The sequence below is a fragment of the Pigmentiphaga humi genome (genome assembly GCF_900606115.1).
In the GTDB taxonomy this organism is placed as follows: domain Bacteria; phylum Pseudomonadota; class Gammaproteobacteria; order Burkholderiales; family Burkholderiaceae_B; genus Pigmentiphaga; species Pigmentiphaga humi.
The window spans coordinates 67,919-90,089 of sequence record NZ_UWPJ01000005.1 but is presented as its reverse complement, the minus strand read 5'-3'; the positions used below and the strand labels follow the sequence as shown (position 1 = coordinate 90,089).

The window sequence follows — 22,171 nt, the reverse complement described above, 5'->3', positions numbered from 1 at the left end:
CACTTGCCCCACTTCAAGCGATGGAACGGCAATGGCGACACACGGCAAGCTCTATCTGGTCAGCCTGGGCGTAGGCGATGCCGACCACCTGACCTTGCGCGCGGACCGCGTCATGCGCGAGGCGGAACTGGTCCTGGGGCCGGCGGGCGCGCCGGCGCGGTATCCCGCCCAATTGGCCGGCAAGGCGTTCATGGAAGCGGGCCATGGCCTGTATACCCCGATGGCGCGCCGGCGCGCAGCCGATGCCGAGGTCCGGGCGGAAGAGGACGCGCGCAGCCAGGCCATACGCGCCTGCATTGCCGCCGGGGGCAGCGTGGCGGTGCTCAGCTACGGCGACCCGACGCTGTACGGTCCGCAGATCGGCTACCTGGAGGCGTTCCGCGACCTGGCCCCCGAAGTGGTGCCGGGCGTGTCGAGCTTCGCCGCGGCCAATGCGGCGCTGGGCTGCGCCGTGACGGGCGGCGGCGCCAGCCAGTCGGTAATTCTGAGCCTGGGCAAGAACGCCAATGCCGGCTATGCGGGCAGCGACCGCCTGCCGGTGCTGGCGCAAAGCCGCAGCGCGCTGGTGCTGTTCACGATGAAGACCGATCTGGCGCGCGTGGCGGACGAACTGCGCGCGGCCTATCCCGGCGGGACGCCGGCCGCCATCGTCTGCCATGCCGGCGACGCGGCGCGCCAGCAGGTCCTGCACGCCACGCTGGACACGCTGGTGGACGTGGCGGCCCGCCAGGCTTTGCCGTTCGAACACCTGGTCTACGTCGGCGATTTCCTGGCGGGGCCGGCCGGCGACTACTGACCGCCGGCTTTTTTATCCCCTGGCGCGGCGCCGGAAAGGAAGCGCAAGCAGCCCCAGTGCCAGCAGCAGCCAAGCCTGCAAGGCGCCGCCGCCTCCGCCCCCGCCCTGGGAGCCGTTGTCCGGTTCGACCGGCTTCTGGACCAGCACGGTGCGCGAGGCGCTGACGGAGCCGCCCCGCCCGGTGCACGTCAGGGTGAAGTCGAGCCGGCCTTCCGTGGCCGGCGCCGACAGCGTCTCGTCGTGCGTGCCGGCCGAGGCGTCTTTTTCGCCGGCCCAGAGGCCGCCGTTGGCGCCGTCCGCGCTGCACAGTTCGGCGTCGGTCGCCTGCCAGCTCACGGCCAGCGCCGCGCCGGGAACGACGGTGAGGGAGTCGGCGCCGCTGCCGTTGAACTGGAAGCGGGCGATGGTCGGCGCGGCGGGCGCGGCGACGGTCAGCTTGAAGAGGCTGCCCTGGGTCTTGCCGGCGATCTCCGGCGGATCGTAGAAGATTTCGCCGCGTTCGCCGCCGCGAAAAGTCGCGCCGTACAGCGTGGTGCCGGCCGGGTCCGCGATCAGGCCCCAGGGCTCGATGCCTTCGTTGCGGGTGGCCAGGTCGAAGGAGTGGACCTGTTCGTAGACCGGCCGGCTGCCGCGCACGGGATCGAGCACGAGCCTGAATACCGTGCCCTGGTTGGCGGCGCCGCCCGCCCACGTGACGCCGTACAGGCTGTGGTCGGCGCCCAGCGTCAGCCGGCCCGCGGGCTGGCTGCCGTCATCGGCGACGCCGGCGCCGAAGGTGTGCAGCGGGGTGTAGGCCTTGTCGGCGGGCGATAGCTGGAACAGCCCCTTGGCGCTGACGCCGTACAGCATGCCGTCGTGGAACAGCAGGCCGGTGCCGGCGCCGTCGTCGGCCGCAGACAGGGTGTGCAGGACTTCGAACCCGGTGCCATCGGTACGCACGCGCCAGATGGTGCCGGCCGGGGCGTCGCCCGTGCCGCCCGCGCTGCTGATGCCGTAGAACCAGTTGCCGGTGTCGTCCAGTGCGAACCATGCCGGCGACGCGCCTTGCGGCTGCGCGGCGCCGGAGGCGAATTCATAGACTGGCGCGAAGCTCGTCAGGTCGGCCGACAGTTTCCAGATCGAGCCGTTGCCCGTGGCGCCCTGGCCGTCGTTGCGGCTCAGCACGTAGACGTTGCCGGCGGCGTCGGCCAGCAGGTTGCCGGCCAGGGCCAGCCCTTTGTTCTCGGTGACGGCGATGTATTCTGGCGCCAGCGTGGCGCTGTAGCGGAACAGCTTGTTCTGGCGTTCGTTGTTGCCGATGACCACGCTGCCGACGGCCAGCAGCTGGCCGCGCTGGGAGCCTTGCGAGATCTGGTAGTTGGTGCCGGCGAAGCCCACGGCGGGATAAGCCATCGTGTACTTGCCCGTGGCGGCCGCGGGGTCGAAGCGGTAGACGCCGGTGTTGTACGAGTTGCCCCAGAGCACGCCGCCGATCAGGACCGGCGTCTGCATGGGACGGCTGGTCAGGCCGCTTTCCAGTATCGGCGTGTCGAACAGGTGGGTGAATACGGCAGGCGCGACGGTGGCCGCGCCGGCGGCGTTCGCGCCGGCCAGCAGTCCGGCGCAAAGCAGGCTGGCGTGAAGACGGGTGAGCATCATGATCGGGTTTCCTTGGAGAAGGGGAAAAACGGCACTGCCTCGCCGGCCGTCGCCCCGAAGGGCGACTTGGGCGCTTAGTTTCGTGAGCGGGAACGCATGGCGGCGCGCGTGCTCGGCGCCGGCGCGCGGCGGGCGCGCAGCGCCCAGGCCAGCAATGCCAGGCCGGCGAGGGTGGCCAGCCCGGCCGAGCCGCCGCCGTTGCCGAAGCGGGGAACCTCGTCGTCGCCTTCCTGGGGAACCTGCTTGACTTCGATGGTGAGCGTGCGCTGGATTTCTCCCTGCGGGCCGACGCAGCGCAGCGTGTAGGCATACGCGCCGGTGTTGCGCAGAATGAAGATGTAGCGGCCCGAGGTGGGTTTGGGGCCGCTCCATGTCTGGGGCGTTTCGATGGGGTGGGCGCCGTAGCGGCTGCCGTCGCCGCTGGCCAGGCCGCTTGCCGCGTCCGGTTCTACGGTGGTTTCTCCGGTGCACTGGGTGACGCCCAGCGTGCTCCAGTCCACGGCCGCCACGAAGCCCGATTCCAGCCAGACGGTTCCCGCGGGCTGGTCCCAGCTTTCCGCGTACAGGTAGACCAGTCCGCCGGTATTCGACAGGTGCGTGGACATCAGGTTGGCGTCCCAGCGCGCGATCTGCGGCGCCCGCACGTCATCGTCGCCCGGGACGACCCGGTAGACCGTGCCCAATCCCTGCGCGCCGCCGTGCGAGGCCACGCCGAACCATGCGTTGCCGTCGCCCCGCACCAGCGCGCCCTTGGGAAACGCGCCGGTGGCGTTGGGCGTGACGTCGTTGACGGGCACGGCCGCGCCGGTCTGCACCGGCTTCGTATAGGGAAAGGCGTACTTGATTTCCAGGCGTCCGCTGTCGGGCGCGAAGCGGAAGATCGTGCCGTTGGACGCGGCCCCGCCCTGGGTCGCGGTGCCCAGCAGCGTGCCGTCGCCGGCGTCGGCCAGCCCGTCGGGATTGCGGCCTTCGAGATTGGCGTAGGTCGCGTCGTCGTTGCTGCTGACCTTGATCTCGGGGTCGAACGAATGCAGCACCGTGTAGGCGGGCGCCGCGTCGATATCGAGCGCGAGCAGCGCGCCCGTCTGGTGGGCGCCGCCGCTGGCCGTGCCGTAGAAACCGCCGCCCGCGCGAGGCAGCAGGGACGGCGTGCCTATGCCGGTTCCGCCGGCGGGCGGCGCGACGCCGATGGCGCGGATGCCGCCCGTGGGGAACAGCTCGAACGGCGTCGTGCCGGCCAGGCCGATCAGGCGGCCGCGGGAATCGATGTGCAATTGGCGCGGCCGCGACAGGGCGTCGGACACGCCGAAGGTGTGCAGCAGACTGAATGTGCCGCTGGCCAGCTCGAACTTGAACGCGGTGCCGGCGCCCTTGCTGCCGCCCCGGCTCGCCAGCCCGTACAGCACGCCGTCTCGCTCGACCAGGCCGCTGGGATTCAGGCCGGCGCCATTGGGGGCATTGTTGTTGAAATAAGGGTCGGCCTCGGCGGCCGGGAAGGCGTACAGCACACTGACCGCGCCGCTGGCGGGCGCGATCCTGAACAGCATGCCCATGTTGTTGACGGCGGTCGCGGCCGTCTCGGTTCCGGTCAGCGAGGAATAGCCATAGAGATTGCCGTCGCTGCCGGCCACCAGCTCGATGGCCGTGCTGTAGGCGCTGCGGTAGGCATGCTGGAACTGATGCAGGACCTGGTAGTTGCCGCCGTCGCGGTCGATGCGGAACACGGTGCCGAAGTTGGCGCCGTTGCCGCTGGAGCGGCTGCCGGTGCTGCCGTACAGCTTGCCGTCCGGTCCGGCGATGAGCATGGCGGGACGCTCGCCCAGTTCCTGGCCGGCGAAGTCGTGGATGGCTTCGACGCTGGTGGCCGCGGCATGCGCGGTGCCGCTGGCGGCGAAGGCGAGGAGGGCGGCCGCGGCGGCATGGCGCGCGCCGCCGAGCCGGCGCGAAGCGAAGGTCGTGAAGATGGGCATGGGGCGGATCCGGGCTAGAAGTTCATCGTCAGCAGCGCTTTGAACACGCGGCCCGGCCCGGGCACCAGATCGGAGCCGAGCGCGTCGATGTAGTAGGTGTCGCGCAGGTTCTCGATGCTGAATCCGAGCTGGGTGGAGCGGTTCAACTGCACGCTGCCGAACAGGTCGTAGACGGTGTAGGCGGGCCAGAAGGTCTGGACGTTGCCGAAGCCCGCGGAGTCGTCGTTGGCGGCGGCGCGGCGGCCGTCGCGCCGCACGCGCGCGCCCAGCGTGACGGCGCGGTCGAACAGCCGGACGCCCGCGGTGAGCGCCATTTTTTCCTTCGACGGGATGAAGGGCGAACCCATGATGCCGCCGACGTTGTCGCTGCATACGCCCGCCGTGCAGAAGCGCAGCACGCTGAAGTAGGTGTAGCTGGCCTGCAGGAACGCGCTGCCGTTGTCGTAGGACAGCGACCATTCCGTTCCCTGGAAATAGGCGCGGTCCAGGTTGACGAAAGTGGTGTAGGTGCCGAGGTAGTTGCTGACTTCGCCGTAGTCGATGAAGCCGTCCACGCGGTTGGCGAAGTACGCGGCCTTGGCCCGCAGCTTGTCCCTGGCGCTCAGCACGCCGTCGAAGGTGAAGCTGGCGCCCAGCTCGCGGTTGCGCGCGTACTCGGGCTTGAGGTTGGGATTGGGGTTGAACTGCAGCACGTTGCCGTGCGTGCCGCTGAGCATGGCCTCGGCAATGGCCGGCGGGCGGAATCCTTCGTGGTAGGCGGCATAAAGCTGCACGCCCGAGGCGGGCATGACCGCCAGCGTCAGCCGCGGACTGACGTGGGTCTCGCGGTTCTTCAGCGTGAAGAACGCCTTGCCCTGGCCGGATACCGGGCTCATGTAGTAGCCGTCGCCCTGCATGTTGTAGATGTCGCGGCGCAGGCCGCCGGTCACTTCCAGCCAGTCGCCGTGCATCAGCGTAAGCTCGGTGAACAGGCTGCCCACGCGGCGCTTGCCGGAACCGGTCAGTTCGCCGGCCCATGCGTTGATCGCGACATCGGGATTGCGCGTCAGGTCGGTCTTGAGCGACTCGGTGCCGCCGTCGTCCTCGAAGTATTCGGTCCCGTAGGTCAGGCGCGCGCTGCCCAGCACGGGCACGTCGAAGCGGCTGGTGTTGTAGAGCTCCATGCCCCAGCTCGTCGTCTTGTACGCGGTGTCGTACTCGGGGCGCCGCACGTGGGTGGACGAGCGCCACAGGTTGGCGCGCAGGTCTATCCACGGGTTGCCGGCGGGCGTCCACGAGTACTTCGCGGTGTAGGTGGTCGCGCGGGCCTGGTTGTCGCGGCCGCGCGTCTGCATGCGGCCGCGCGGCGGCCCGCCGTCGGTGCCCGTGCGGTCGGGGTCGTTGCTGGCGAGCGCGCGGTTGGCGCCTTGCTGACCATAGGTATTCTCGTAGTAGGTCGCGCCCAGCTTGATCTGGTGTCCGCCGTCGAGCCGCAGGCCGGCCTTGAACAGGCCCGACCACAGGTCTTGCGAGGTGCCGTAGACTTCGTCGCCCGGCCGCACGCGGCTGCGGTCCAGCGTGCCGTCCACGCTGTACAGGCCGGGGTCGCTGGTGCCCGCTTTATAGTCGTCCGAACGGCGCCGGCTGACGGCGGTGGCGAGATCCCAGCGCTCGTCGAGCCGGAACGCCGCGGCGGCGCTGCCGGAGGCGCCGTAGCCGCTGTTGCCGACGGTGCCGCGTACGCGGAAAGCCTGGGTCTGGCCGTCGCGCAGCAAGTCGTCGGCCTCGAGGGTGCGCAGGTCGACCACGCCGCCGATCTGGGCCGCCCCGTGGGCGCCGGAAGTCGGCCCCTTGGCGATCGAAACGTCGGCCAGCAGTTCGGGGTCGACGAACACGAACTGGTTGACGCCGCTGTGGCCGCTGACGATCTGCAAGCCCTGGCGCGCGCCGTCGACCATCATGTTGATGCGGGTGGAGTCCTGCAGGCCGCGGATGTTGACGTTCAGCGACGGGTTCTGGCGTCCGTTCATGACCCACACGCCAGGGGTCTCGGCAAAGATGTCGCGCGCCGACGTGGCCTGGACGCGATCCATCTGTTCGCGCGTGATGACGTGCTCCGATGCCGCCGCATGGTGGGCGTCCTCGGTCTTGTCGCGCAGGCCCACCACCAGCACCGGCGCCAGCGGCGCGGGCGCCGGTACGGGGGGAGGCGGCCTGCGTTGCAGCCGATAGCCGCCTCCGGCGGGCACGGCTTCGAGGCCGCGGTCGGACAGCAGCTTTTCCAGGCCTTCGGCAACGGTGTAGTTTCCGCGCAGGCCGGGGCTGCGCGCATCGAAGGTCAAGGCCGGATCGGCGGCGATCATGACGCCGGCCAGTTCGCCGAAGCGGCCCAGCACTTCGTTCAGGCTGCCGGCTTCGATCGCATAATGGCGCCGGGCCTGGACGTCGGCCTGCGCCCAGGTCGGCGTGCCGGCCGCATGGGCAAGGACCAGCGCGCCCAGGCCGAGGCGAGCGGCAAAAGCGGCGGGGCGCAGGCGTCTGTGTAGGGCTGCGGAAAGAGGGCCGGCGAGGCGGGGCATGTCGAACGCGCTCCTGGATCGGAGGTGGAAAGGGCATGCGCCGCGCACGGCGCTTACCTGTCTTTACGCACGAGGCCGCGGGATCCGCCGTTTCTGTTACAAGTTTTCCGGCGGTCCGCGCCTTGGCGCGGCATTCCGCTCAGGCGGGCAGCACGCGCACCCAATAGCGGGTGTGCCGCGCCAGGCGCAGCGGCAGCGTCTGCGCCAGCAGGGCCAGCGAGGCGTCGGTATCGTCGATGGAGAACGCGCCGACGACGGGCAGCTGCGCGACGGCATCGTCACAGGCCAGGATGCCTGGACGGTAGCGGCCCAGTTCGTGCAGGAACGCCCGCAGCGGCATGCGGTCCGCCACCAGCATGCCGTTGAGCCAGGCGGCGGCCGACCGGCCGAGCGCGACGGACGCATCGATGGCGCGCGCGGAAAAATCGGCCTGCCGGCCCGCCGCGATGCGGACGCTGCCGTGGTCGGGCCGGATATCGACGGCGCCTTCCAGTACGCCGAGCCGGACCGCCCCGCCGTCGTCGAGTTCGCGGACCAGGAAGCGCGTGCCCACCGGCGCCAGCGTCCCTGCGCGCGTCTGCACCCGGAACGGCCGGCCCAGGCGGTCGGCGGCGGTCTGGACGTGGATCTCGCCGGCGCGCAGCACGACCGAACGCTGCGCGTCATCGAAGCGGATGTCGACGGCGCTGCCGGTATTGAGCGCCAGCCGGGTGCCGTCGGGCAGGACGTGGTGCGACCGTTCTCCGGTCGCGGTGCGGTAGTCGGCGAGTTGGACGCGCACCGCCCGTTCGCCGCCGAGCGACCAGGCCAGCGCGCTGGCGCCGGTGATGCCCAGCAGCCGTTTCAGGTTGCGCCGGCGGCCGTCCCGAGCCGTGGCGCGATGCAGGGTGTCGCTGGCCACCGCCGGGTCCATGGGCGTGCCGCGCGCGCTGAACTGGCTGGAAAGCGCGTTCATGCGTTGCCATGCGAGCTCGTGTTCCGGCCGCGCGCGACGCCAGTCCAGACAGGCTTCGAGGGCGGCCGGCGACCGATCCGCCTGCAGCCGCGCCAGCCAGCGCGCCGCTTGGCGGATGGCGGCCAGTTCGGGTTGGCCGTCGGGCGCCGTGCTGTCGTTCATCGGCGAGGCGGGCTCACGCGGCGGACGGGTAGATGGCGAGATAGCAGTGCTCCAGGGCGCGCGCGACCGCCTTTTGCACGGCGTTGGGCGTGATGCCCAGCTGTTGCGCGATCTCGTTGTGCGGCAGGCCGTCGAACTGCGCGAGCAGGAAGATCCGGCGGGTGCGCAGCGGCAGTCCGTCGAGAACGTCCAGGACGGCCAGCAGCGACTGCTGGAATTGCAGCTGCTGTTCGGGTGACGGCGCGATGGCCTCCGGACGGGCCGCGAGCGCTTCCTGGAAGGCCCGGCTCACGGCGGCCCGGCGGAAATGGCTGGCCGCCAGGCGCTGGGCGACCGTGGTGAGGTAAGCACGGGGCGCCGCCACCACCGGACCCAGGTCGGCCCGCATGATGCGTTCGAACGTGTCGTGCGCCAGGTCCGCGGCATGCTCCATGTCGCCCAGCTTGCGGCGCAGCAGCTGCACCAGCCAGGCATGGTGTTCACGGTATAGCCGATGTACGGTGTCCTGGGGATGGGGCTGTGAGGGAGTCATGGATGCCGGCGGCATCGGCCTATGTGTTGATGAAAATGATTCTCACTCAATTATAGGCACAACCTGCCATGCCGCGGCAAGACCGGCGGGGACGGGTCAGGCAGGCTGATGGCGCAACGCCACATCGGCCCGGCGCGCGCCCGAATCCAGCATCGCCAGGCAGATCTCCAGCGTGCCCTTGGCCCACCGGCCATCGTGGCGCGGCGCGACGCCGAGGCGGATGGCGTCCACCCATTCGTCGATCACCTCGTGCCGCGGCACGGCCGGCGCCGACAGCGGGACGCGGCGGCGCTGTTCGTCGCCATAGACCAGGATGCCGTCCGCCATGGGCCGCAGATCGGCCCGTTCGCACGACACGATGATGGGTCCGAAGTGCTGGTAGCGCCGGCGCGCCTCGTCGGCAGCGGGCGCCCGGTAGGCCGGACCGCCATAGGTCGCGGCGGCCTTGGCCCGGGCCTCTTCCTCCGGCGAGGCGGCCGCGGCCAGTTTGCGGCGCGCGCCGCCGTAGTCCTCGGGCGATCTGCGGTTGCCCATCTCGCCGGTCCAGTCCATCCATTCGTCGGAATCGAAATGCCCGTAGCCGCTATAGGAAAGCGAGGCATAGGCGCCGGACTCGAACCACAGCATGGCCGAATAGGCGCCTTCGGTCGGCCGGCGCGGATCCCAGCTGCCCAGCGCCGCGCGCAGCACGGTGGGGCGCGAGCCGGCCAGCAGCCTGACGATGTCCACCTGGTGGGCCGCCTGGCTGAACACCGCGCCGCCGCCCTCGGCCGTATCGAGTTCCTCGGGCCGGCGTGGACGGTACAGGTAGTCGGTGTAGTTCAGCGCGTGGATCATGCGCACCGCGCCGAACTCGCCGCGGTCTATCAACTCGCGCGTTTTGAGGTAGGGCAGGTCGAAGCTGTGACAGTGGCCCACGATCAGGCATACGCCGGCGCGCTCGCACGCGGCGATCATCCGGTCGCATTCGTCCAGGCTCAGCGCCATCGGTTTTTCCACCAGCACGTGCTTGCCGTGGGCGGCGGCAATCTCGGTGTGGCGGGCATGGAACTGGTGCGGGCTGGCAATGTAGATCGCGTCGATGGATGGGTCGGCGGCCAGCGCCTCGACGTCTTCGTGCACCGGCGCGCCGAAGTCGCGCGCGAACTGCTCGCGCGCCGTGGCGCGCGGGTCGCAGGCGGCCGCCAACGCGACGCGGGCGTCGGCCAGGAAGGTGGGCAGCATCAGCGAAAAGGCGCGGCCCAGGCCGGCTATGCCCAGTCGCAGCTGTGGGGGCATGCGGAATCTCCTTGGGAAAGTAGGTGCGCCGGGGAGGGCGCAGCGGCGGGACGCGCCGGTTTCAGCGCATGCCCGTCTGGTAGTTGCTTTCCAGCTGGCGGCCGTCCGGCAGGTCGTCCCAAACGTAGCGGGCGCGGTACGCCCGCCAGTCTATCGATTTGGGCACGATGGCCTGGAAGGAACAGACTTCGGGCGAAACCGTATTGCCGCCCAGCGCGACCGGTTCGGCGCCCGCCGCGAATTCGTCCAGCGCCGACAGCATGCGGCGCCGGAACTCGACGATGGCCAGGTCGCTGGAGCCCAGCCGTTCCTCCGAGCGGTCGGCCAGCGGCCCCATGGTCACCCACATGGCGATGTCCTGGTTGGGAAAGCCGGTGATCCCGGTGAAATTGCCCGCCTTCATCGCTTGGCGGTCCTGCCAGAAGCGATTCTCGTGGTTGCGCCGCGGGCGATAGCGTTCGTCGAGGTCGGCGCCGGTCTGCGCGCCCAGGAAGCGGCGCCAGGTCTCGGTGTCGGGCGTCTTGGCCGGATGGCCCCAGGCCAGGAAATAGAAGGCCGTGGAGGTATCGTCCATCGGCACGTTGACGTTGGCGACGTTGTAGAGGTTGTTGGGCGGCACCAGCACGGTGAAGGGCGCGACGAATACGGTCGAGCGCACGTAGTCCTGGGTGTCGGCGTCTTCGATGGGGCGGCGGATCGCCGCGTAGCGGAAGCCGTAGGAAGTGCGGTCCACCTGCATGCGCGGCGCCTTGTCGGTACTGGGGCGCAGCCAGTTCTTCGCGGTCGCCTCCGCGCCCGCGACCTTGGCCGGCACGAAGTCCGACGAATGCAGGCTGGAGCTGTGCGCCGAGTCGATCGCGCCTTCCAGTATCTGGGCCCAGTTGCAGGGCAGCAGGATCTTGGCGATGGCGACCTTGGTGTCGCGCGTCGGCGCCCATGGCGGAGGGGTGAACGCCGGAGCATCTTCTTCCTTGCCCAGGAAGGTCCATACCATGCCGCCCCATTCCTGTACCGGGTAGGCCGTGGTGCGGACCTTGGACAGCATGGGCGTGGCCGCGGGCTCGGAGGCCATCTCCAGCACCCGGCCCTGCACGTCGATCTTCCAGCCGTGGTAGAGACAGCGCAGGCCGCCTTCCTCGTTGCGCCCGTAGACCAGCGAGACGCGCCGGTGCGGGCATTTCTCGTCCAGCACGCCGACGCGGCCCTCGCTGTCCCGGAACACCACCAGATCCCGGCCGAGCAGGCGCGCATGAACCGGCGCGCCGTCCGGCTCGGCCACTTCCTCGGCCAGGCAAACCGGCAGCCAGAACCGGCGCATCAACGCCCCCATCGGCGCCTCGCCCTCCACGCGGCACAACCGCTCATTCTTCTCGCGCGACAACATACTGCTCTCCTTCTCTACAGCACATTTCTTTTCCCTGCTTCCCAATCCAGCAATCGAATCAACCCACGAAGCGCGTTGAGTCCCCAGGGCACAGCGGATCCGGCTCCGCCGGTCCGCCAGTGCCGCCCCCCGGGGGGCGCGCGTAAGCGCGTAGGGGGGGCCCTATATACCCGCAGCCTTGATCGCACCCACGTAGCGGCGCGTTTCCTCGTCGATGGCCTGCCGGTAGGCGGCCGGCGAACCGCCCACGGGTTCTATGCCCAGGCCCTGCAACTGTTTGACGACCTCCGGCTGCCGGACGGCCTTCGCGACTGCGTCGCTGATCTTCTGCACGATCTGCGGCGGCGTGCCGCTGGGGGCGAGCACGCCGACCGTGACGGCGAAGTTGAAATCGGGAATGACTTCCGAGATGGCCGGCACGTCGGGGGCCAGCGCCGAACGCTTGAGCGAATTGGTGGCCAGGATCTTGGCCTGGCCCTTCTGGGCGAAACCCGAGAGCGAGGGCAGCGCCGCCACCACCAGGTCCACCTGCTTGCCCACCAGCGCCGGAACGGCCTGGCCGGAGCCGCGGAACGGCACGTGGTCCAGGCGCAGGTCGAGCGCGCTGCGCATCGCCTCCATGGTCAGGTGGTGGCTGCTGCCCACGCCCGACGAGCCGTAGGTGATGCGCGAGCCGTCCTTCTTGGCGAGCTCGACGAACTCCTGCAGCGTATTGGCGGGGAAGTCCGGCCGCGCAGCGATGAACAGCGGCGAGGTGGCGACCAGCGATACCGGCATGAAGTCGCGGTTGGGCTCGTAGGACAGGTCTTTGTAGATGGACGGGTTGATCGACATCATCGAGCCGTCCGTCACCAGGAAGGTGTAGCCGTCGTGCGGGCTGCCCATCATGGCCTGCGCCGCGACCACGCCGTTGGCGCCGGGCTTGTTCTCGACCACGAAGGATTTGCCGGTGCTTTCGGTGAGCCGCTGGCCGACGATGCGCGCCACGGTATCGGGCAGGCCGCCGGTGGCGTAGGGGACGATGAAGCGCACGGGGCGCGAAGGATAGTCGGCCAGGTCTTCGGCCGATGCGGGCAGCGATGTACAGGCCAGCAGGCCGGCCGCCGCCGCCGGGGCCAGCGAGGCGAGCGCGCGGCGCAGGCCGCCGTGGATGCAAAAGTTCATGTCGTCTCCTTGGTCGGTGCGCCTGTCCCGGCGCCAGTGCTCGCCGTCGCGGATATCGCCCGGCAATTTAATTAGATCTCTAAGATGAGAGAATATTAAAGCGCTAAGTATTTTTCAAGAGGCGGTCCCATCCGGGCTTACCCGGGTATCATTGGTCTCTGCACCGGCTTTCCCCACACCATGAGTTCCCCCGAAGACACCCGCAAGATCCTGGAGCACTGGCAGAGCGCTGCGCCGGGCGACCGGCTCGCGCATCTCGTCAAGGACGCCACCCGGGCGTTCATCCGCGCCTTGCAGATGCGGCTCAACGAACACCACGTCTCGTTCGGCCACTGGGCGTTCCTGCGCATTCTGTGGGTGCAGGACGGCCTGACTCAGCGCGACCTGAGCGACCAGGCCGGCGTCATGGAGCCCACTACCTACAGCGCGCTCAAGGCGATGGAGGCTCTGGGCTATGTCGAGCGCCGCCACCGGCCGGGCAACAAGAAAAACATCCACGTCTACCTGACCGAGCGAGGCCGCCAGCTCGAGAACGTGCTGATTCCGCTGGCGGAAGAGGTGAACGGCATCGGCGTGCAAGGGCTTGCAGCCGGCGAGATCGAGGTGGCGCGCAAGGTGCTGCTCAGCATCATCGCCAACCTGGCGCAGGACGAGGCGCGCGCCGATGCGCGCAGCCTGCGCATCCCGTCCACCCGCGAACTGTCGCGGCGGGTGTCGGAGCGGGCGGCCAGGCAGGCCGCGCCGGGCCGGATAGCGAGCACGGCCGTGCCGGAATAGCGGCCCATCGCGCTGCTTTCATGTCTATGACGTTACTGACGCAGTCGCTGCTGCAATGTAACGATCGATCGCATTAGAATGCATGCTAGAGCAGGTCGATGTGCACGAGCCAGGGTTTGCCGCCGAACGCCCCACCAGGACCAAAGGAGGCCAGGCATGGAAAAGTTGGGCGTTGCGATCGGAGATACGTTGATAGCCGCGCTGGAACAGTCGACCGTCGCCTCGGTGCTGGTCGGAGAAGCCGGCGAGGTCTTGTTCTTCAATGACGCCGCGGAGCGGCTGTGGGGGTGTGGCCGCGGCGAGATGCTGGGGCAGCCGGCGGGCACGCTGTTTCCCGCCGACATGCCGCTGCTCGAGATCGGAGCCGCCGGCCGGCATGCCGCCAGCGTAGGCAGCGACGTCAGGCTCGAACGCAAGGATGGCCAGCCCGCCTGGGCCAACGTGGCGATGTGGCGTGTTTCGTGTGCGGGCCGGGACTACCGCATCGCCTTCGCCCGCGACGTTTCCGAGGAAATCGCCCAGCGCGAGGAAAAGCGCCTGCTGCAAATGGCGGTCGATTGTTCCGATCGCCCCATTCTGGTGCTCGATGCGCAGCGCCGTATCGTCCGCGTCAACCGCGCCTTTACCGATCTGCTCGGCTACGAAGCCCATGAAATGCTGGGCAAGGAACCCATTCCGCTGCTCAGCGGGCCGATCCTGCACCGAGACGAGCTGGAGCGTTTCGTTGCCCTGCCCTGGGGGCGGGAGCGCGTGCTCGCCGAACAGCGCGCGCGCTGCAAGGACGGGCACGAGATATGGGTGCGCATCTCCAGTTCGCCCATCGCCGACGGCGAGCAGGACAGGCTGAACGGCTATTCGGTGGACGTGCTCTACGACATCACCGAGGAACGCGTGGTGCGCGACCTGGAACGCAACGTACTGGCCGCGCTCAACAGCAGCCTGCCGTTCGCGCAATTGGGCGCGTACCTGTGCCGGCAGGCCCGCGAGGCTGCCCGCGACGTGCTGCCCTCCATTCTGCGGGTCGACCAGGAAGGGAAGCTGCGCTCCTGGGCGGTGGCCTACCTGCCCGCCGGCTACAACGTCCTGGTCGACGGCCTGCCCATCGACGAGGGGGCGGGCAGTTGCGGCACCGCGGCCGTGCGCGGCACGCAGGTGATCGCCGCGGACATCGAGCACGACCCCCTATGGGCGCGCCACGCCGACGTCGCCCTGGCGCACGGCCTGCGGGCATGCTGGTCGTACCCGATCAAACGGCGCGACGGCAGCGTGGCGGGCACGTTCGCTTTCTATGCGACCGAGCCGCGCGAGCCCACGGCGCTGCACGAGCGCATCATCGAAGTCTGCGCGCACCTGTGCGCCCTGGCCATCGAGCGCGAAGAACATCGCTTGAGCACCGAACGGCTGGTGAAGTTCGATTCGCTTACCGGCCTGCCCAATCTCCACAACCTGTCGCGTTACGTCGATGACCTGCTGGCGACCGCGGCGCTCCGTCCCATCGGCTGCTTCGTACTCGGGCTGGACCGCTTCAAGGACATCAACGATGCCCTGGAGCACGCCACGGGGGATTCCGTGCTGGTCACCATGGCCAACCGCCTGCAGGAGATGCTCGAACCGGGAGATTTCCTGAGCCGTACCGAAGGCGACCAGTTCGTGCTCGTGGCGCGCGACTGCAACGCGCGCCGCGCCTCCGTGGTGGCGCAGCGCCTCCTGCAATGCGTGAGCTGCGCGGTCGAGATCGACGGACTCGCGTTGAGCCTGAGCGCCAGCGTGGGAATCAGTCTCTATCCCGAGAACGGGCGCGAGGGCAATGCGCTGCTGGCCAACGCCAAACAGGCCATGCACCGCGCCAAGGAGGCGGGCGGGGCCAGTTACCAGTTCTTCAATCCGGCGATGAACGGCGCCGTGCAAGAGCGGGTATTGCTGACGGCGGCGCTCAAGCGCGCCATTGCGGGGGAAAGGCTGACGCTGGCCTACCAGCCGCAAGTCGGCGTTGCCGATGGGCTGCTGCATGGCATGGAGGCGCTCGCGCGCTGGCAGGACGAGACATTCGGCGTCGTCTCGCCCGCCAAGTTCATCGGCCTGGCCGAGGAATTCGGGTTGATCGAGGATCTCGGGCGCTGGGCATTGCGCGAGGTGTGCCGGCAACTGGCGCAATGGCGCGCCGAGGGGCTGGAGGTGCCGAAGATCTCGGTCAATCTGTCGCCGGTCAATTTTCGCAGCGGCAGTCTGACCGCGTACATCGAGGAACTGCTGCAGGAGTTCGCGCTGCGCGGCGACAGCCTTACCCTGGAGCTTACCGAGAGCACCATGGTGGCGCTCACGCCCGAGATGATGGGCAACATCCATGCGCTGCGCGCGCTCGAGGTGGGATTGTCGGTGGACGATTTCGGCACCGGATTCTCGAGCCTGGCCAACCTGATCAATCTGCCGGTGACCGAACTCAAGGTCGATCGCAGCTTCATCCGCAAATGCCTGGAAGAAAGCCGCCATCAATCCCTGGTGGCAACGGTGATCGGCATGGGACGCAACCTTGGCCTGACCGTGGTGGCCGAGGGTGTGGAGCGTGAAGACCAGCGCCGGTGGCTGGCCAGGCAGGGCTGCCCGGTGATTCAGGGTTATCTGTTCTCGCGGCCGCTCACGCCGCAGGATGCCACCGCATGGCTGGCCGCGGGCGGACCGTTCCAGCCGGCGAGCGTGCACTGAGCGCGCGTTCCGGCTACGGCATGCCGCGGATCAGCGGCGCGAGCGATACCCGCCGGGAGGCGGCGTGCCCGCGCCGCGCTTGTCCAGGTGACGGAAGGTGATGCGGCCCTTGCTCAGGTCGTAGGGCGACATTTCCAGCGAAACATTGTCGCCGGCCAGGATGCGGATGTGGTGCTTGCGCATTTTGCCGCCGGTGTAGGCGACCAGCTCGTGGCCGTTGTCCAGCTTCACGCGAAAGCGCGAATCCGGCAGGACTTCGTTGACGACGCCATGCATTTCAATGAGTTCTTCTTTGGCCATGTGACCATTCTCCTGGGCGCGGTGGGAAAGCGGGACGGCAGGTGCGAACGCGTATCGCCAAGCCGGCGCCCGGACGGTGGCAATGTGGAGCGGCGAAGGCGCGCGGCGCCTTCTGGACTGCCGCGCGGCAGTTCGTGGACATCCCCCCGTAGCCGAGCCTGCCGGCATGGAGGCCAGCCTGGTCTCGTGGCGCGCTCCGCAAGCTCGCTCTTTGCGAGGCCCAGAAGGCCGGAGGAGCGTGGAGGATGCGCCGCCGTGGGGGCGGGAAAGGCACGCGCCCCGGGTACGGGTGGGATGGCTGGATGCTGTGGAAATAGTGTGTCCGCAATAAGGACGACTGTCGTTATTCTACCACTTCCAGCTGTTTTGTGCGATGCACTAACCGGTTGGGGCCAATTTGCAACGCCCTTGCCGCAGGGCCGGATTGCACCGGGGCGGCGGCCGCCCATCGGTGCGAATGTCCGTGCTGCAACGGCTCGCGCTACTCCACCGTCACGCTCTTGGCCAGGTTGCGCGGCTTGTCCACGTCGGTGCCGCGCGCGCATGCGGTGTGGTAAGCCAGCAACTGCATCGGCACCACGTGCAGGATGGGCGAGAGCCAGCCGTAGTGCTCGGGCATGCGGATTACGTGGACGCCCGGTTCGCTGCGGATGTTGCTGCCGGCATCGGCGAATACGTACAACTGGCCGCCGCGCGCGCGAACTTCCTGCATGTTGGACTGCAGCTTCTTGAGCAGCGCGTCCTGGGGCGCCACCGTAATCACGGGCATCTGGTCCGTCACCAGGGCCAGCGGGCCATGCTTGAGTTCGCCGGCGGGGTAGGCCTCGGCGTGGATGTAGCTGATTTCCTTGAGCTTGAGCGCGCCCTCCAGGGCGATCGGATAGTGCATGCCGCGGCCCAGGAACAGGGCGTCTTCCTTGCGCACGAACTCCTCGGCCCAGGAAATGATCTGGGGCTCCAGCGCCAGCACGGCCTGGATCGCCACGGGCAGGTGGCGCAGCGAGCGGATCAGGTCGGCTTCCTGTTCTTCGGGCAGCCGGCCCTTGGTCTTGGCCAGGGTCATGGCCAGCAGGAACAGGCCCACCAGCTGGGTGGTGAAGGCCTTGGTCGAGGCGACGCCGATTTCCACGCCCGCTCGGGTGAGGAAAGCGAGCTTGCATTCGCGCACCATGGCGCTGGTGGCGACGTTGCAGATCGTCAGAGTCTGCTTCATCCCCTGTTTCTGTGCGTGCTTGAGCGCGGCCAGCGTGTCGGCGGTCTCGCCCGACTGCGAAATGGTGACCACCAGCGTGCGCGGGTTGGGTACGCTGGTACGGTAGCGGTACTCGCTGGCGATCTCGACGGCGACCGGAACCTGCGCAATGGCTTCGATCCAGTATTTGGAGGTCAGGCCGGCGTAGTAGCTGGTGCCGCATGCGAGGATCAGCACCGAGTCGATGTCGCCGAAGACGTCTGCGCCCTCTGCGCCGAACAGCTCGGGACCGACCGTTTCGACGTCGAGCAGCGTGTCGCCGATGGCGCGCGGCTGTTCGAAGATCTCTTTCTGCATGTAGTGGCGATAGGGTCCGAGATCGGCCGCGGTGGTGTGGGCCACTACGGAGCGCACGGGCCGGTCGGCCGGCTGGCCGTCCACGTCGACGATCCAGATGCGGTCGATCTGGAGATCGACGACGTCGCCGTCTTCCAGGTAGATGATGTTGCTGGTTGTGCCGGTGAGCGCCATCGCGTCCGAGGCGAGGAAGTTCTCGTTCTCGCCTACGCCGACGATCAGCGGCGAGCCGTGGCGCGCGCCGACCACGCGATGCGGTTCGTCGCGGCAGAAGGCGGCGATGGCATAGGCGCCCTGCAGGCGCTTGACGGTCTGTTGCATGGCGGCGAACAGGTCGCCGTCGTAGAGGTGGTTGAGCAGGTGGGCGATGACTTCGGTGTCGGTCTGGCTCTCGAATTCGTAGCCGGCGGCTTGCAGTTCGGCGCGCAGTTCCTCGTGGTTCTCGATGATGCCGTTGTGTACCAGCGCGACGTGCGCGCGGCCGTTGCGGTCGGGCGAGAAGTGCGGGTGGGCGTTGTTGGTGGCCGGCACGCCATGGGTGGCCCAGCGGGTGTGGGCGATGCCGGTGTAGCCGCCCAGTGTCTCGCTGGCGATCTGCGCTTCCAGCTCGGCTACGCGCGAGGTGCTGCGCGTGCGGCGCAGTTCGCCGTCCAGGTGCACGGCCACGCCGCACGAGTCATAGCCCCGGTATTCCAGGCGCTTGAGGCCTTCGATCAGGACCGGAACGATGTCGCGCTTGGCGACGGCGCCAACAATGCCACACATGATGAGTCTGCCCTATGGAAAAGGAACGGGGGAAACGCCCCCAAAGCTCGCTGCCTGGCGATGCGGTGCCAGGCGGTAAAGAAGATGCGCGAATTTTCGGCTTTTCAGCGTGAAATGTAGAATCTATTTTCGATATGTTTTTGTCTTTTATTTCATAAAAAAACGGTAATGAAATAAAATGACAAAGATAGAGAATATATTTCCACAAATTTCTGATGCGTGAATATGGAAGAGCTGGATGAGATCGATCGGCGCATCCTGGCCATCCTTCAGAACGATGCCACGCTGACCAACCAGGAACTGGCCGGCCGCGTGCATGTGTCCGCGCCCACCTGCCTGCGCCGGGTGCGCCGCCTGGTCGAGGCCGGGGTGATCGAGAAGCAGGTGGCCATTGTTTCGCCGGAGAAGGTGGGCGCGGGGCTGACTGGCATCGTCGAAGTCACTCTCGACGTGCAGGCGGCCGAGCGGCTCGCCGACTTCGAAGCCGCCATGGCGGGCGAGCGCGCCGTTACGCAGTGCTATCGCGTCTCGACCGGACCCGATTTCGTGCTGGTGGTGCAGGTGCCGGACATGGCGGCCTATCACGAGCTCGTGCACCGCGCTTTCACGGCGCAGCGCAACGTGCGCAACGTGCGGACTTTTTTCTCGGTGCACCGGAGCAAATTCGATACCCGGGTCGCGCTCTGACGGCGCGCCGGCGGGATGGCGGCTCCGGGAGCGCGGTCATGACGCAGGCTCCGGCTGCGCGGCGCGGGCGAGCGCCTCGATGTCGACGTCGTCGATCTGGCCCGGATCGATGAACTGCCGGGCATAGTCCAGCCAGACGCGGCTGCGCAGGAAGTACTGGTACAGCTCGGTATCGAGGTGGCGGCCGCGGCACATGGCGGCCATGATGCCGAGCGACTCGGACAAGGTCTTGGGCGGCTTGTAGGGGCGGTCCGCCGCCGTCAGCGCTTCGAAGACATCGACCAGCGCCATGACGCGCTCCGTGACCGGCAGGTCTTCGCCGCGCAGCCGGCGCGGGTAGCCGGTGCCGTCCATTTTCTCGTGATGGTTGGCGGCGATGTCCGGGACCCGCGCCAGGTGCTGCGGCCACGGCATTCCCTTGAGCATGATCAGCGTCTGCACGATATGGTCGTTGACCGCGAAGCGGTCCTCGTCGGTCAGCGTGCCGCGCCGGATGGCGAGATTGTGCAGTTCGCCCATGTGCTGTCGGTGCGCCGGAAGCGTCATGTCGAAGCCATGCACGTTGCGCGGGTCGCCGCGCTCGACGGGCGGCCGGCGCGCCTCTTCCCACTGCACCCTATGTTCCGGCTTGTCGGCCAGCAACTGCTCGGAGGCAGGCAGTTCCGGCGGCATCGGCCGGCTCTGCGCCAGCCGGCTGCTTTCCTGCGCGGACAGGCCGAGGCTGTCGTCGAAGTGGCGCTGCCAGGTTTGCGCACCGATGCGGTGCAGGCGCTCGATGGCCGCGTCCGGCAGGAACTCGCCGCCGATGTTGGACGCGGCGACGAAGCGGAAATCGTCCAGCAGTTCGGCGCGCCGCGCATCGCGGCGCGCCGCCGCGGCCTGTTCGTCCTGGCCGGCCAGCCGCGCTTGCAGGTAGTCTATGTCGGCATCGCGCCACAGCACTTCGAAGCGCATGCGGATCTCGTGGATGCGGTTGTAGATGACTTCCAGCTTGGTCGCCTTGTCCACGATGTGCTCGGGACTGGTGACCTTGCCGCAGTCATGCAGCCATGAACCGAGGTAGAAGGCATAGCGCCCGTCTTCGTCGAGATGGAAGCCGGCATACGGTCCGCTGTTTTCCGCCGCCATGCGGTCGACCAGCATCGTGGCCAGGCGCGGGACGCGTTCGCAGTGGCCGCCGGTGTAGGGACTCTTGGCGTCGATGGCGTCGGCCAGGATGCGGATCATCGCTTCCAGCAGGTTCTGCTGCGCCTCGATCAACTGGCGGGTTTCGATGGCCACGGCGAGCATGCCGGTCAAGCGGTTCGTGAATGCGAGGAACTCCGGCGCGGTGTGTTCCTGGTCCGGCAGGTGCGCCAGTACGAGCACGCCTTCCAGGGTGCCGCGGCGGCCGCGCAGCTCGAATTCGGTGTGGCGCGCGTCGTCCCGGCTGCCCCGGGCGCTTTCGCGCGCCGGATCGGCGGACGCTTGCCGAAGCTCCGGCAGGGTTTCCTGGTCGCCGACGGCAGCCACCCGTGTCAGCGCGTCGCCGCCCGGATGCCGCAGATAGACGGCTCCGCCCAGGCTGCGCGTAGCGCTGACCAGGTGCTCGAGCACCTGGGTGAGCATGGTTTCGATGCGCGGCTCGGCGCCCAGCACGCGGCTGATCGACAGGAACGCCTCCACCGCCCCGGCGACGTTGTCCATTACCCAGTTGAGCGCGTCGATTTCGCTCAGCCTGGACGGCGCCGGCGCCTTGCTGCGGCGGAAATCGAAATGGGACATCGGCTTGGCTTGCGCGGTCAGGCGTTCGAGCGCCTGGCCCACCGCGCTGCCGACTTGCCAGCCCAGCGGGAAGCACAGCAGGATCAAGGCGATGGAGATCAGGACCATGCGCGTGCGAAAGCGCTCCAGGTCGCCCAGGAGCTCGCCGGTGGGCGCCGTCATCAGCAGCCGCAGGTCCATGCCGGCGATGCCGTCGATCGGCTGCACGATCCCGAACCATTCCCTGCCGGCGGCATGGTAGGGCACCGCCTTGCCTTCCTCGGCGACGCCGAGCAGCCGCGAAAGCGGTTCGATCGCCAGCGTTTCCAGCGTTCGCACCCCGAGTTCGCCGGAGCCGGGCTGGCGCACCAGCACCGCGTCCATGTCGTGGTAGCCGACCACCGCGCCTTGCGCGTCCACCAGGGCGAGTTCGGCGCTGGGCGTCATCCGGAGTTCGTCCAGCCTGGTTCCCAGGTCCTTCAAGGTGACGTCCAGCGCCACTACGGCGCGGCCGCCCTGGGCCAGTCTGGACAGGGTGATGCCGACCTCGCCGGTCGAGAAGAAGACATACGGTCCGGACGTGACCGGACTGACCGTATCGATGGCCTTGGCGTACCAGGGCCGCTGCCGAGGATCGATCAGGTAGCCGGGCTCGGCCCGGTGCAGCACCAATTCGTGCCCGTCATCGTAGAAAAAGGCGTCTGCCGTGCGCGTGCCGTCCGGCCCGTGGGTGACGGTCTGTACCATGTAGTCGGCCTGAGGCGGCGCCTGCACGCTCTGCCGGATGTCCCGCCTATCGAGCGGGCTGACTCGCACGTAGTCGCCATTCTCGTAGCCGACGAGGATCGCCGAGACCAGCGGATTGTCGGCCAGCTCGGTCATCAGGACGCCGCGTCGCGCCAGGCGGTCTTCGAGCCGGCTGGCGTCCGTTATCGGGTCGAAAGTGAGCATGCGCAGCGAGGCGGTGCCCGGTCCGAGCATTCTGTGGATGCGCTCCGCGACGATCTGGCCGGTATCGCGCGCCACCACGGCCGCCGTATCCAGCAATACCGTCCGGAAGCCGTATCCGCTCAGCGTGATCAGCGTCACCGCGACGAACATCATCGCCGTTACCGTGATGCCCGCGATAACGACCCGGATCGGCCATGCGCGTGTCGAACCAGCGGGCTGCCGCATCATCAGATTCCCGAAAAAATCCGGTTACATTGTG

At 68.4% G+C, this 22,171-nt stretch carries 15 protein-coding genes; 4 read left to right on the top strand and 11 right to left on the bottom strand.

Annotated elements, in window-relative coordinates; all coding sequences use genetic code 11:
• The first annotated feature begins 31 nt into the window (after positions 1-31).
• Positions 32-796, top strand: coding sequence for an SAM-dependent methyltransferase (locus PIGHUM_RS00740; RefSeq protein WP_124077334.1), 765 nt, complete (start codon positions 32-34; stop codon positions 794-796).
• A 12-nt stretch (positions 797-808) separates the two neighbouring features.
• Here the strand turns inward: PIGHUM_RS00740 and PIGHUM_RS00735 are convergent, their stop codons facing one another.
• The 8 genes from PIGHUM_RS00735 to PIGHUM_RS00700 all read right to left on the bottom strand — a co-directional run bounded on the left by PIGHUM_RS00735 (position 809) and on the right by PIGHUM_RS00700 (position 12,437).
• Entirely contained in the window at positions 809-2,434 is a 1,626-nt protein-coding gene (locus tag PIGHUM_RS00735) for a choice-of-anchor tandem repeat GloVer-containing protein (RefSeq protein ID WP_124077333.1), read from the bottom strand.
• Between the two features lie 74 nt (positions 2,435-2,508).
• Positions 2,509-4,404: a choice-of-anchor tandem repeat GloVer-containing protein gene (locus PIGHUM_RS00730; RefSeq protein ID WP_124077332.1), complete on the bottom strand. Its 1,896-nt coding sequence runs from the start codon at positions 4,402-4,404 to the stop codon at positions 2,509-2,511.
• Positions 4,405-4,418: 14 nt separating this feature from the next.
• Positions 4,419-6,962 carry a TonB-dependent receptor gene (locus PIGHUM_RS00725; RefSeq protein ID WP_124077331.1) on the bottom strand — a complete coding sequence of 848 codons (2,544 nt, stop codon included), beginning with the start codon at positions 6,960-6,962 and terminating at the stop codon, positions 4,419-4,421.
• 139 nt (positions 6,963-7,101) lie between these two features.
• Entirely contained in the window at positions 7,102-8,079 is a 978-nt protein-coding gene (locus PIGHUM_RS00720; protein WP_124077330.1) for a FecR domain-containing protein, read from the bottom strand.
• A 13-nt stretch (positions 8,080-8,092) separates the two neighbouring features.
• Positions 8,093-8,611 (bottom strand): sigma-70 family RNA polymerase sigma factor, encoded by a 519-nt coding sequence (locus PIGHUM_RS00715; protein WP_124077329.1) that lies wholly within the window; start codon positions 8,609-8,611, stop codon positions 8,093-8,095.
• 96 nt (positions 8,612-8,707) lie between these two features.
• On the bottom strand, positions 8,708-9,889 hold the full coding sequence (locus PIGHUM_RS00710) for a Gfo/Idh/MocA family protein (protein WP_124077328.1): 1,182 nt from the start codon (positions 9,887-9,889) through the stop codon (positions 8,708-8,710).
• A 61-nt stretch (positions 9,890-9,950) separates the two neighbouring features.
• Positions 9,951-11,273 carry a Rieske 2Fe-2S domain-containing protein gene (locus tag PIGHUM_RS00705; protein WP_124077327.1) on the bottom strand — a complete coding sequence of 441 codons (1,323 nt, stop codon included), beginning with the start codon at positions 11,271-11,273 and terminating at the stop codon, positions 9,951-9,953.
• A gap of 162 nt (positions 11,274-11,435) precedes the next feature.
• Positions 11,436-12,437, bottom strand: coding sequence for a Bug family tripartite tricarboxylate transporter substrate binding protein (locus tag PIGHUM_RS00700; protein WP_124077326.1), 1,002 nt, complete (start codon positions 12,435-12,437; stop codon positions 11,436-11,438).
• 180 nt (positions 12,438-12,617) lie between these two features.
• On the opposite strand from PIGHUM_RS00700, the gene PIGHUM_RS00695 reads away from it, so the two are divergent.
• Together PIGHUM_RS00695 and dosP are read left to right on the top strand one after the other, a co-directional pair.
• Positions 12,618-13,214 carry a MarR family winged helix-turn-helix transcriptional regulator gene (locus PIGHUM_RS00695; protein WP_124077325.1) on the top strand — a complete coding sequence of 199 codons (597 nt, stop codon included), beginning with the start codon at positions 12,618-12,620 and terminating at the stop codon, positions 13,212-13,214.
• 156 nt (positions 13,215-13,370) lie between these two features.
• The gene (gene dosP / locus PIGHUM_RS00690; protein ID WP_124077324.1) at positions 13,371-15,917 is read left to right on the top strand and encodes an oxygen-sensing cyclic-di-GMP phosphodiesterase DosP; all 2,547 of its coding nucleotides are present in this window, start codon (positions 13,371-13,373) and stop codon (positions 15,915-15,917) included.
• Between the two features lie 30 nt (positions 15,918-15,947).
• Here dosP and infA read toward each other — a convergent pair whose 3' ends face one another.
• The gene (infA, locus tag PIGHUM_RS00685; RefSeq protein ID WP_124077323.1) at positions 15,948-16,217 is read right to left on the bottom strand and encodes a translation initiation factor IF-1; all 270 of its coding nucleotides are present in this window, start codon (positions 16,215-16,217) and stop codon (positions 15,948-15,950) included.
• 481 nt (positions 16,218-16,698) lie between these two features.
• Complete coding sequence (glmS, locus tag PIGHUM_RS00680) at positions 16,699-18,531, bottom strand: glutamine--fructose-6-phosphate transaminase (isomerizing) (protein ID WP_124077322.1); 1,833 nt, start codon at positions 18,529-18,531, stop codon at positions 16,699-16,701.
• Between the two features lie 225 nt (positions 18,532-18,756).
• On the opposite strand from glmS, the gene PIGHUM_RS00675 reads away from it, so the two are divergent.
• Positions 18,757-19,218, top strand: a complete 462-nt coding sequence (locus PIGHUM_RS00675) for an Lrp/AsnC family transcriptional regulator (RefSeq protein WP_124077321.1) — start codon at positions 18,757-18,759, stop codon at positions 19,216-19,218.
• 36 nt (positions 19,219-19,254) lie between these two features.
• On the opposite strand, the gene PIGHUM_RS00670 is transcribed toward PIGHUM_RS00675, so the two are convergent.
• Positions 19,255-22,065: an HD domain-containing phosphohydrolase gene (locus PIGHUM_RS00670; RefSeq protein ID WP_246012848.1), complete on the bottom strand. Its 2,811-nt coding sequence runs from the start codon at positions 22,063-22,065 to the stop codon at positions 19,255-19,257.
• Between the last annotated feature and the right edge of the window lie 106 nt (positions 22,066-22,171).

Bases quoted from the DNA above. Each gene is read 5' to 3' on its own strand.
- PIGHUM_RS00740 (WP_124077334.1), top strand. From the start codon at position 32: ATGGCGACACACGGCAAGCTCTATCTGGTCAGCCTGGGCGTAGGCGAT.
- PIGHUM_RS00735 (WP_124077333.1), bottom strand. From the start codon at position 2,434: ATGATGCTCACCCGTCTTCACGCCAGCCTGCTTTGCGCCGGACTGCTG.
- PIGHUM_RS00730 (WP_124077332.1), bottom strand. From the start codon at position 4,404: ATGCCCATCTTCACGACCTTCGCTTCGCGCCGGCTCGGCGGCGCGCGC.
- PIGHUM_RS00725 (WP_124077331.1), bottom strand. From the start codon at position 6,962: ATGCCCCGCCTCGCCGGCCCTCTTTCCGCAGCCCTACACAGACGCCTG.
- PIGHUM_RS00720 (WP_124077330.1), bottom strand. From the start codon at position 8,079: ATGAACGACAGCACGGCGCCCGACGGCCAACCCGAACTGGCCGCCATC.
- PIGHUM_RS00715 (WP_124077329.1), bottom strand. From the start codon at position 8,611: ATGACTCCCTCACAGCCCCATCCCCAGGACACCGTACATCGGCTATAC.
- PIGHUM_RS00710 (WP_124077328.1), bottom strand. From the start codon at position 9,889: ATGCCCCCACAGCTGCGACTGGGCATAGCCGGCCTGGGCCGCGCCTTT.
- PIGHUM_RS00705 (WP_124077327.1), bottom strand. From the start codon at position 11,273: ATGTTGTCGCGCGAGAAGAATGAGCGGTTGTGCCGCGTGGAGGGCGAG.
- PIGHUM_RS00700 (WP_124077326.1), bottom strand. From the start codon at position 12,437: ATGAACTTTTGCATCCACGGCGGCCTGCGCCGCGCGCTCGCCTCGCTG.
- PIGHUM_RS00695 (WP_124077325.1), top strand. From the start codon at position 12,618: ATGAGTTCCCCCGAAGACACCCGCAAGATCCTGGAGCACTGGCAGAGC.
- dosP (WP_124077324.1), top strand. From the start codon at position 13,371: ATGGAAAAGTTGGGCGTTGCGATCGGAGATACGTTGATAGCCGCGCTG.
- infA (WP_124077323.1), bottom strand. From the start codon at position 16,217: ATGGCCAAAGAAGAACTCATTGAAATGCATGGCGTCGTCAACGAAGTC.
- glmS (WP_124077322.1), bottom strand. From the start codon at position 18,531: ATGTGTGGCATTGTTGGCGCCGTCGCCAAGCGCGACATCGTTCCGGTC.
- PIGHUM_RS00675 (WP_124077321.1), top strand. From the start codon at position 18,757: ATGGAAGAGCTGGATGAGATCGATCGGCGCATCCTGGCCATCCTTCAG.
- PIGHUM_RS00670 (WP_246012848.1), bottom strand. From the start codon at position 22,065: ATGATGTTCGTCGCGGTGACGCTGATCACGCTGAGCGGATACGGCTTC.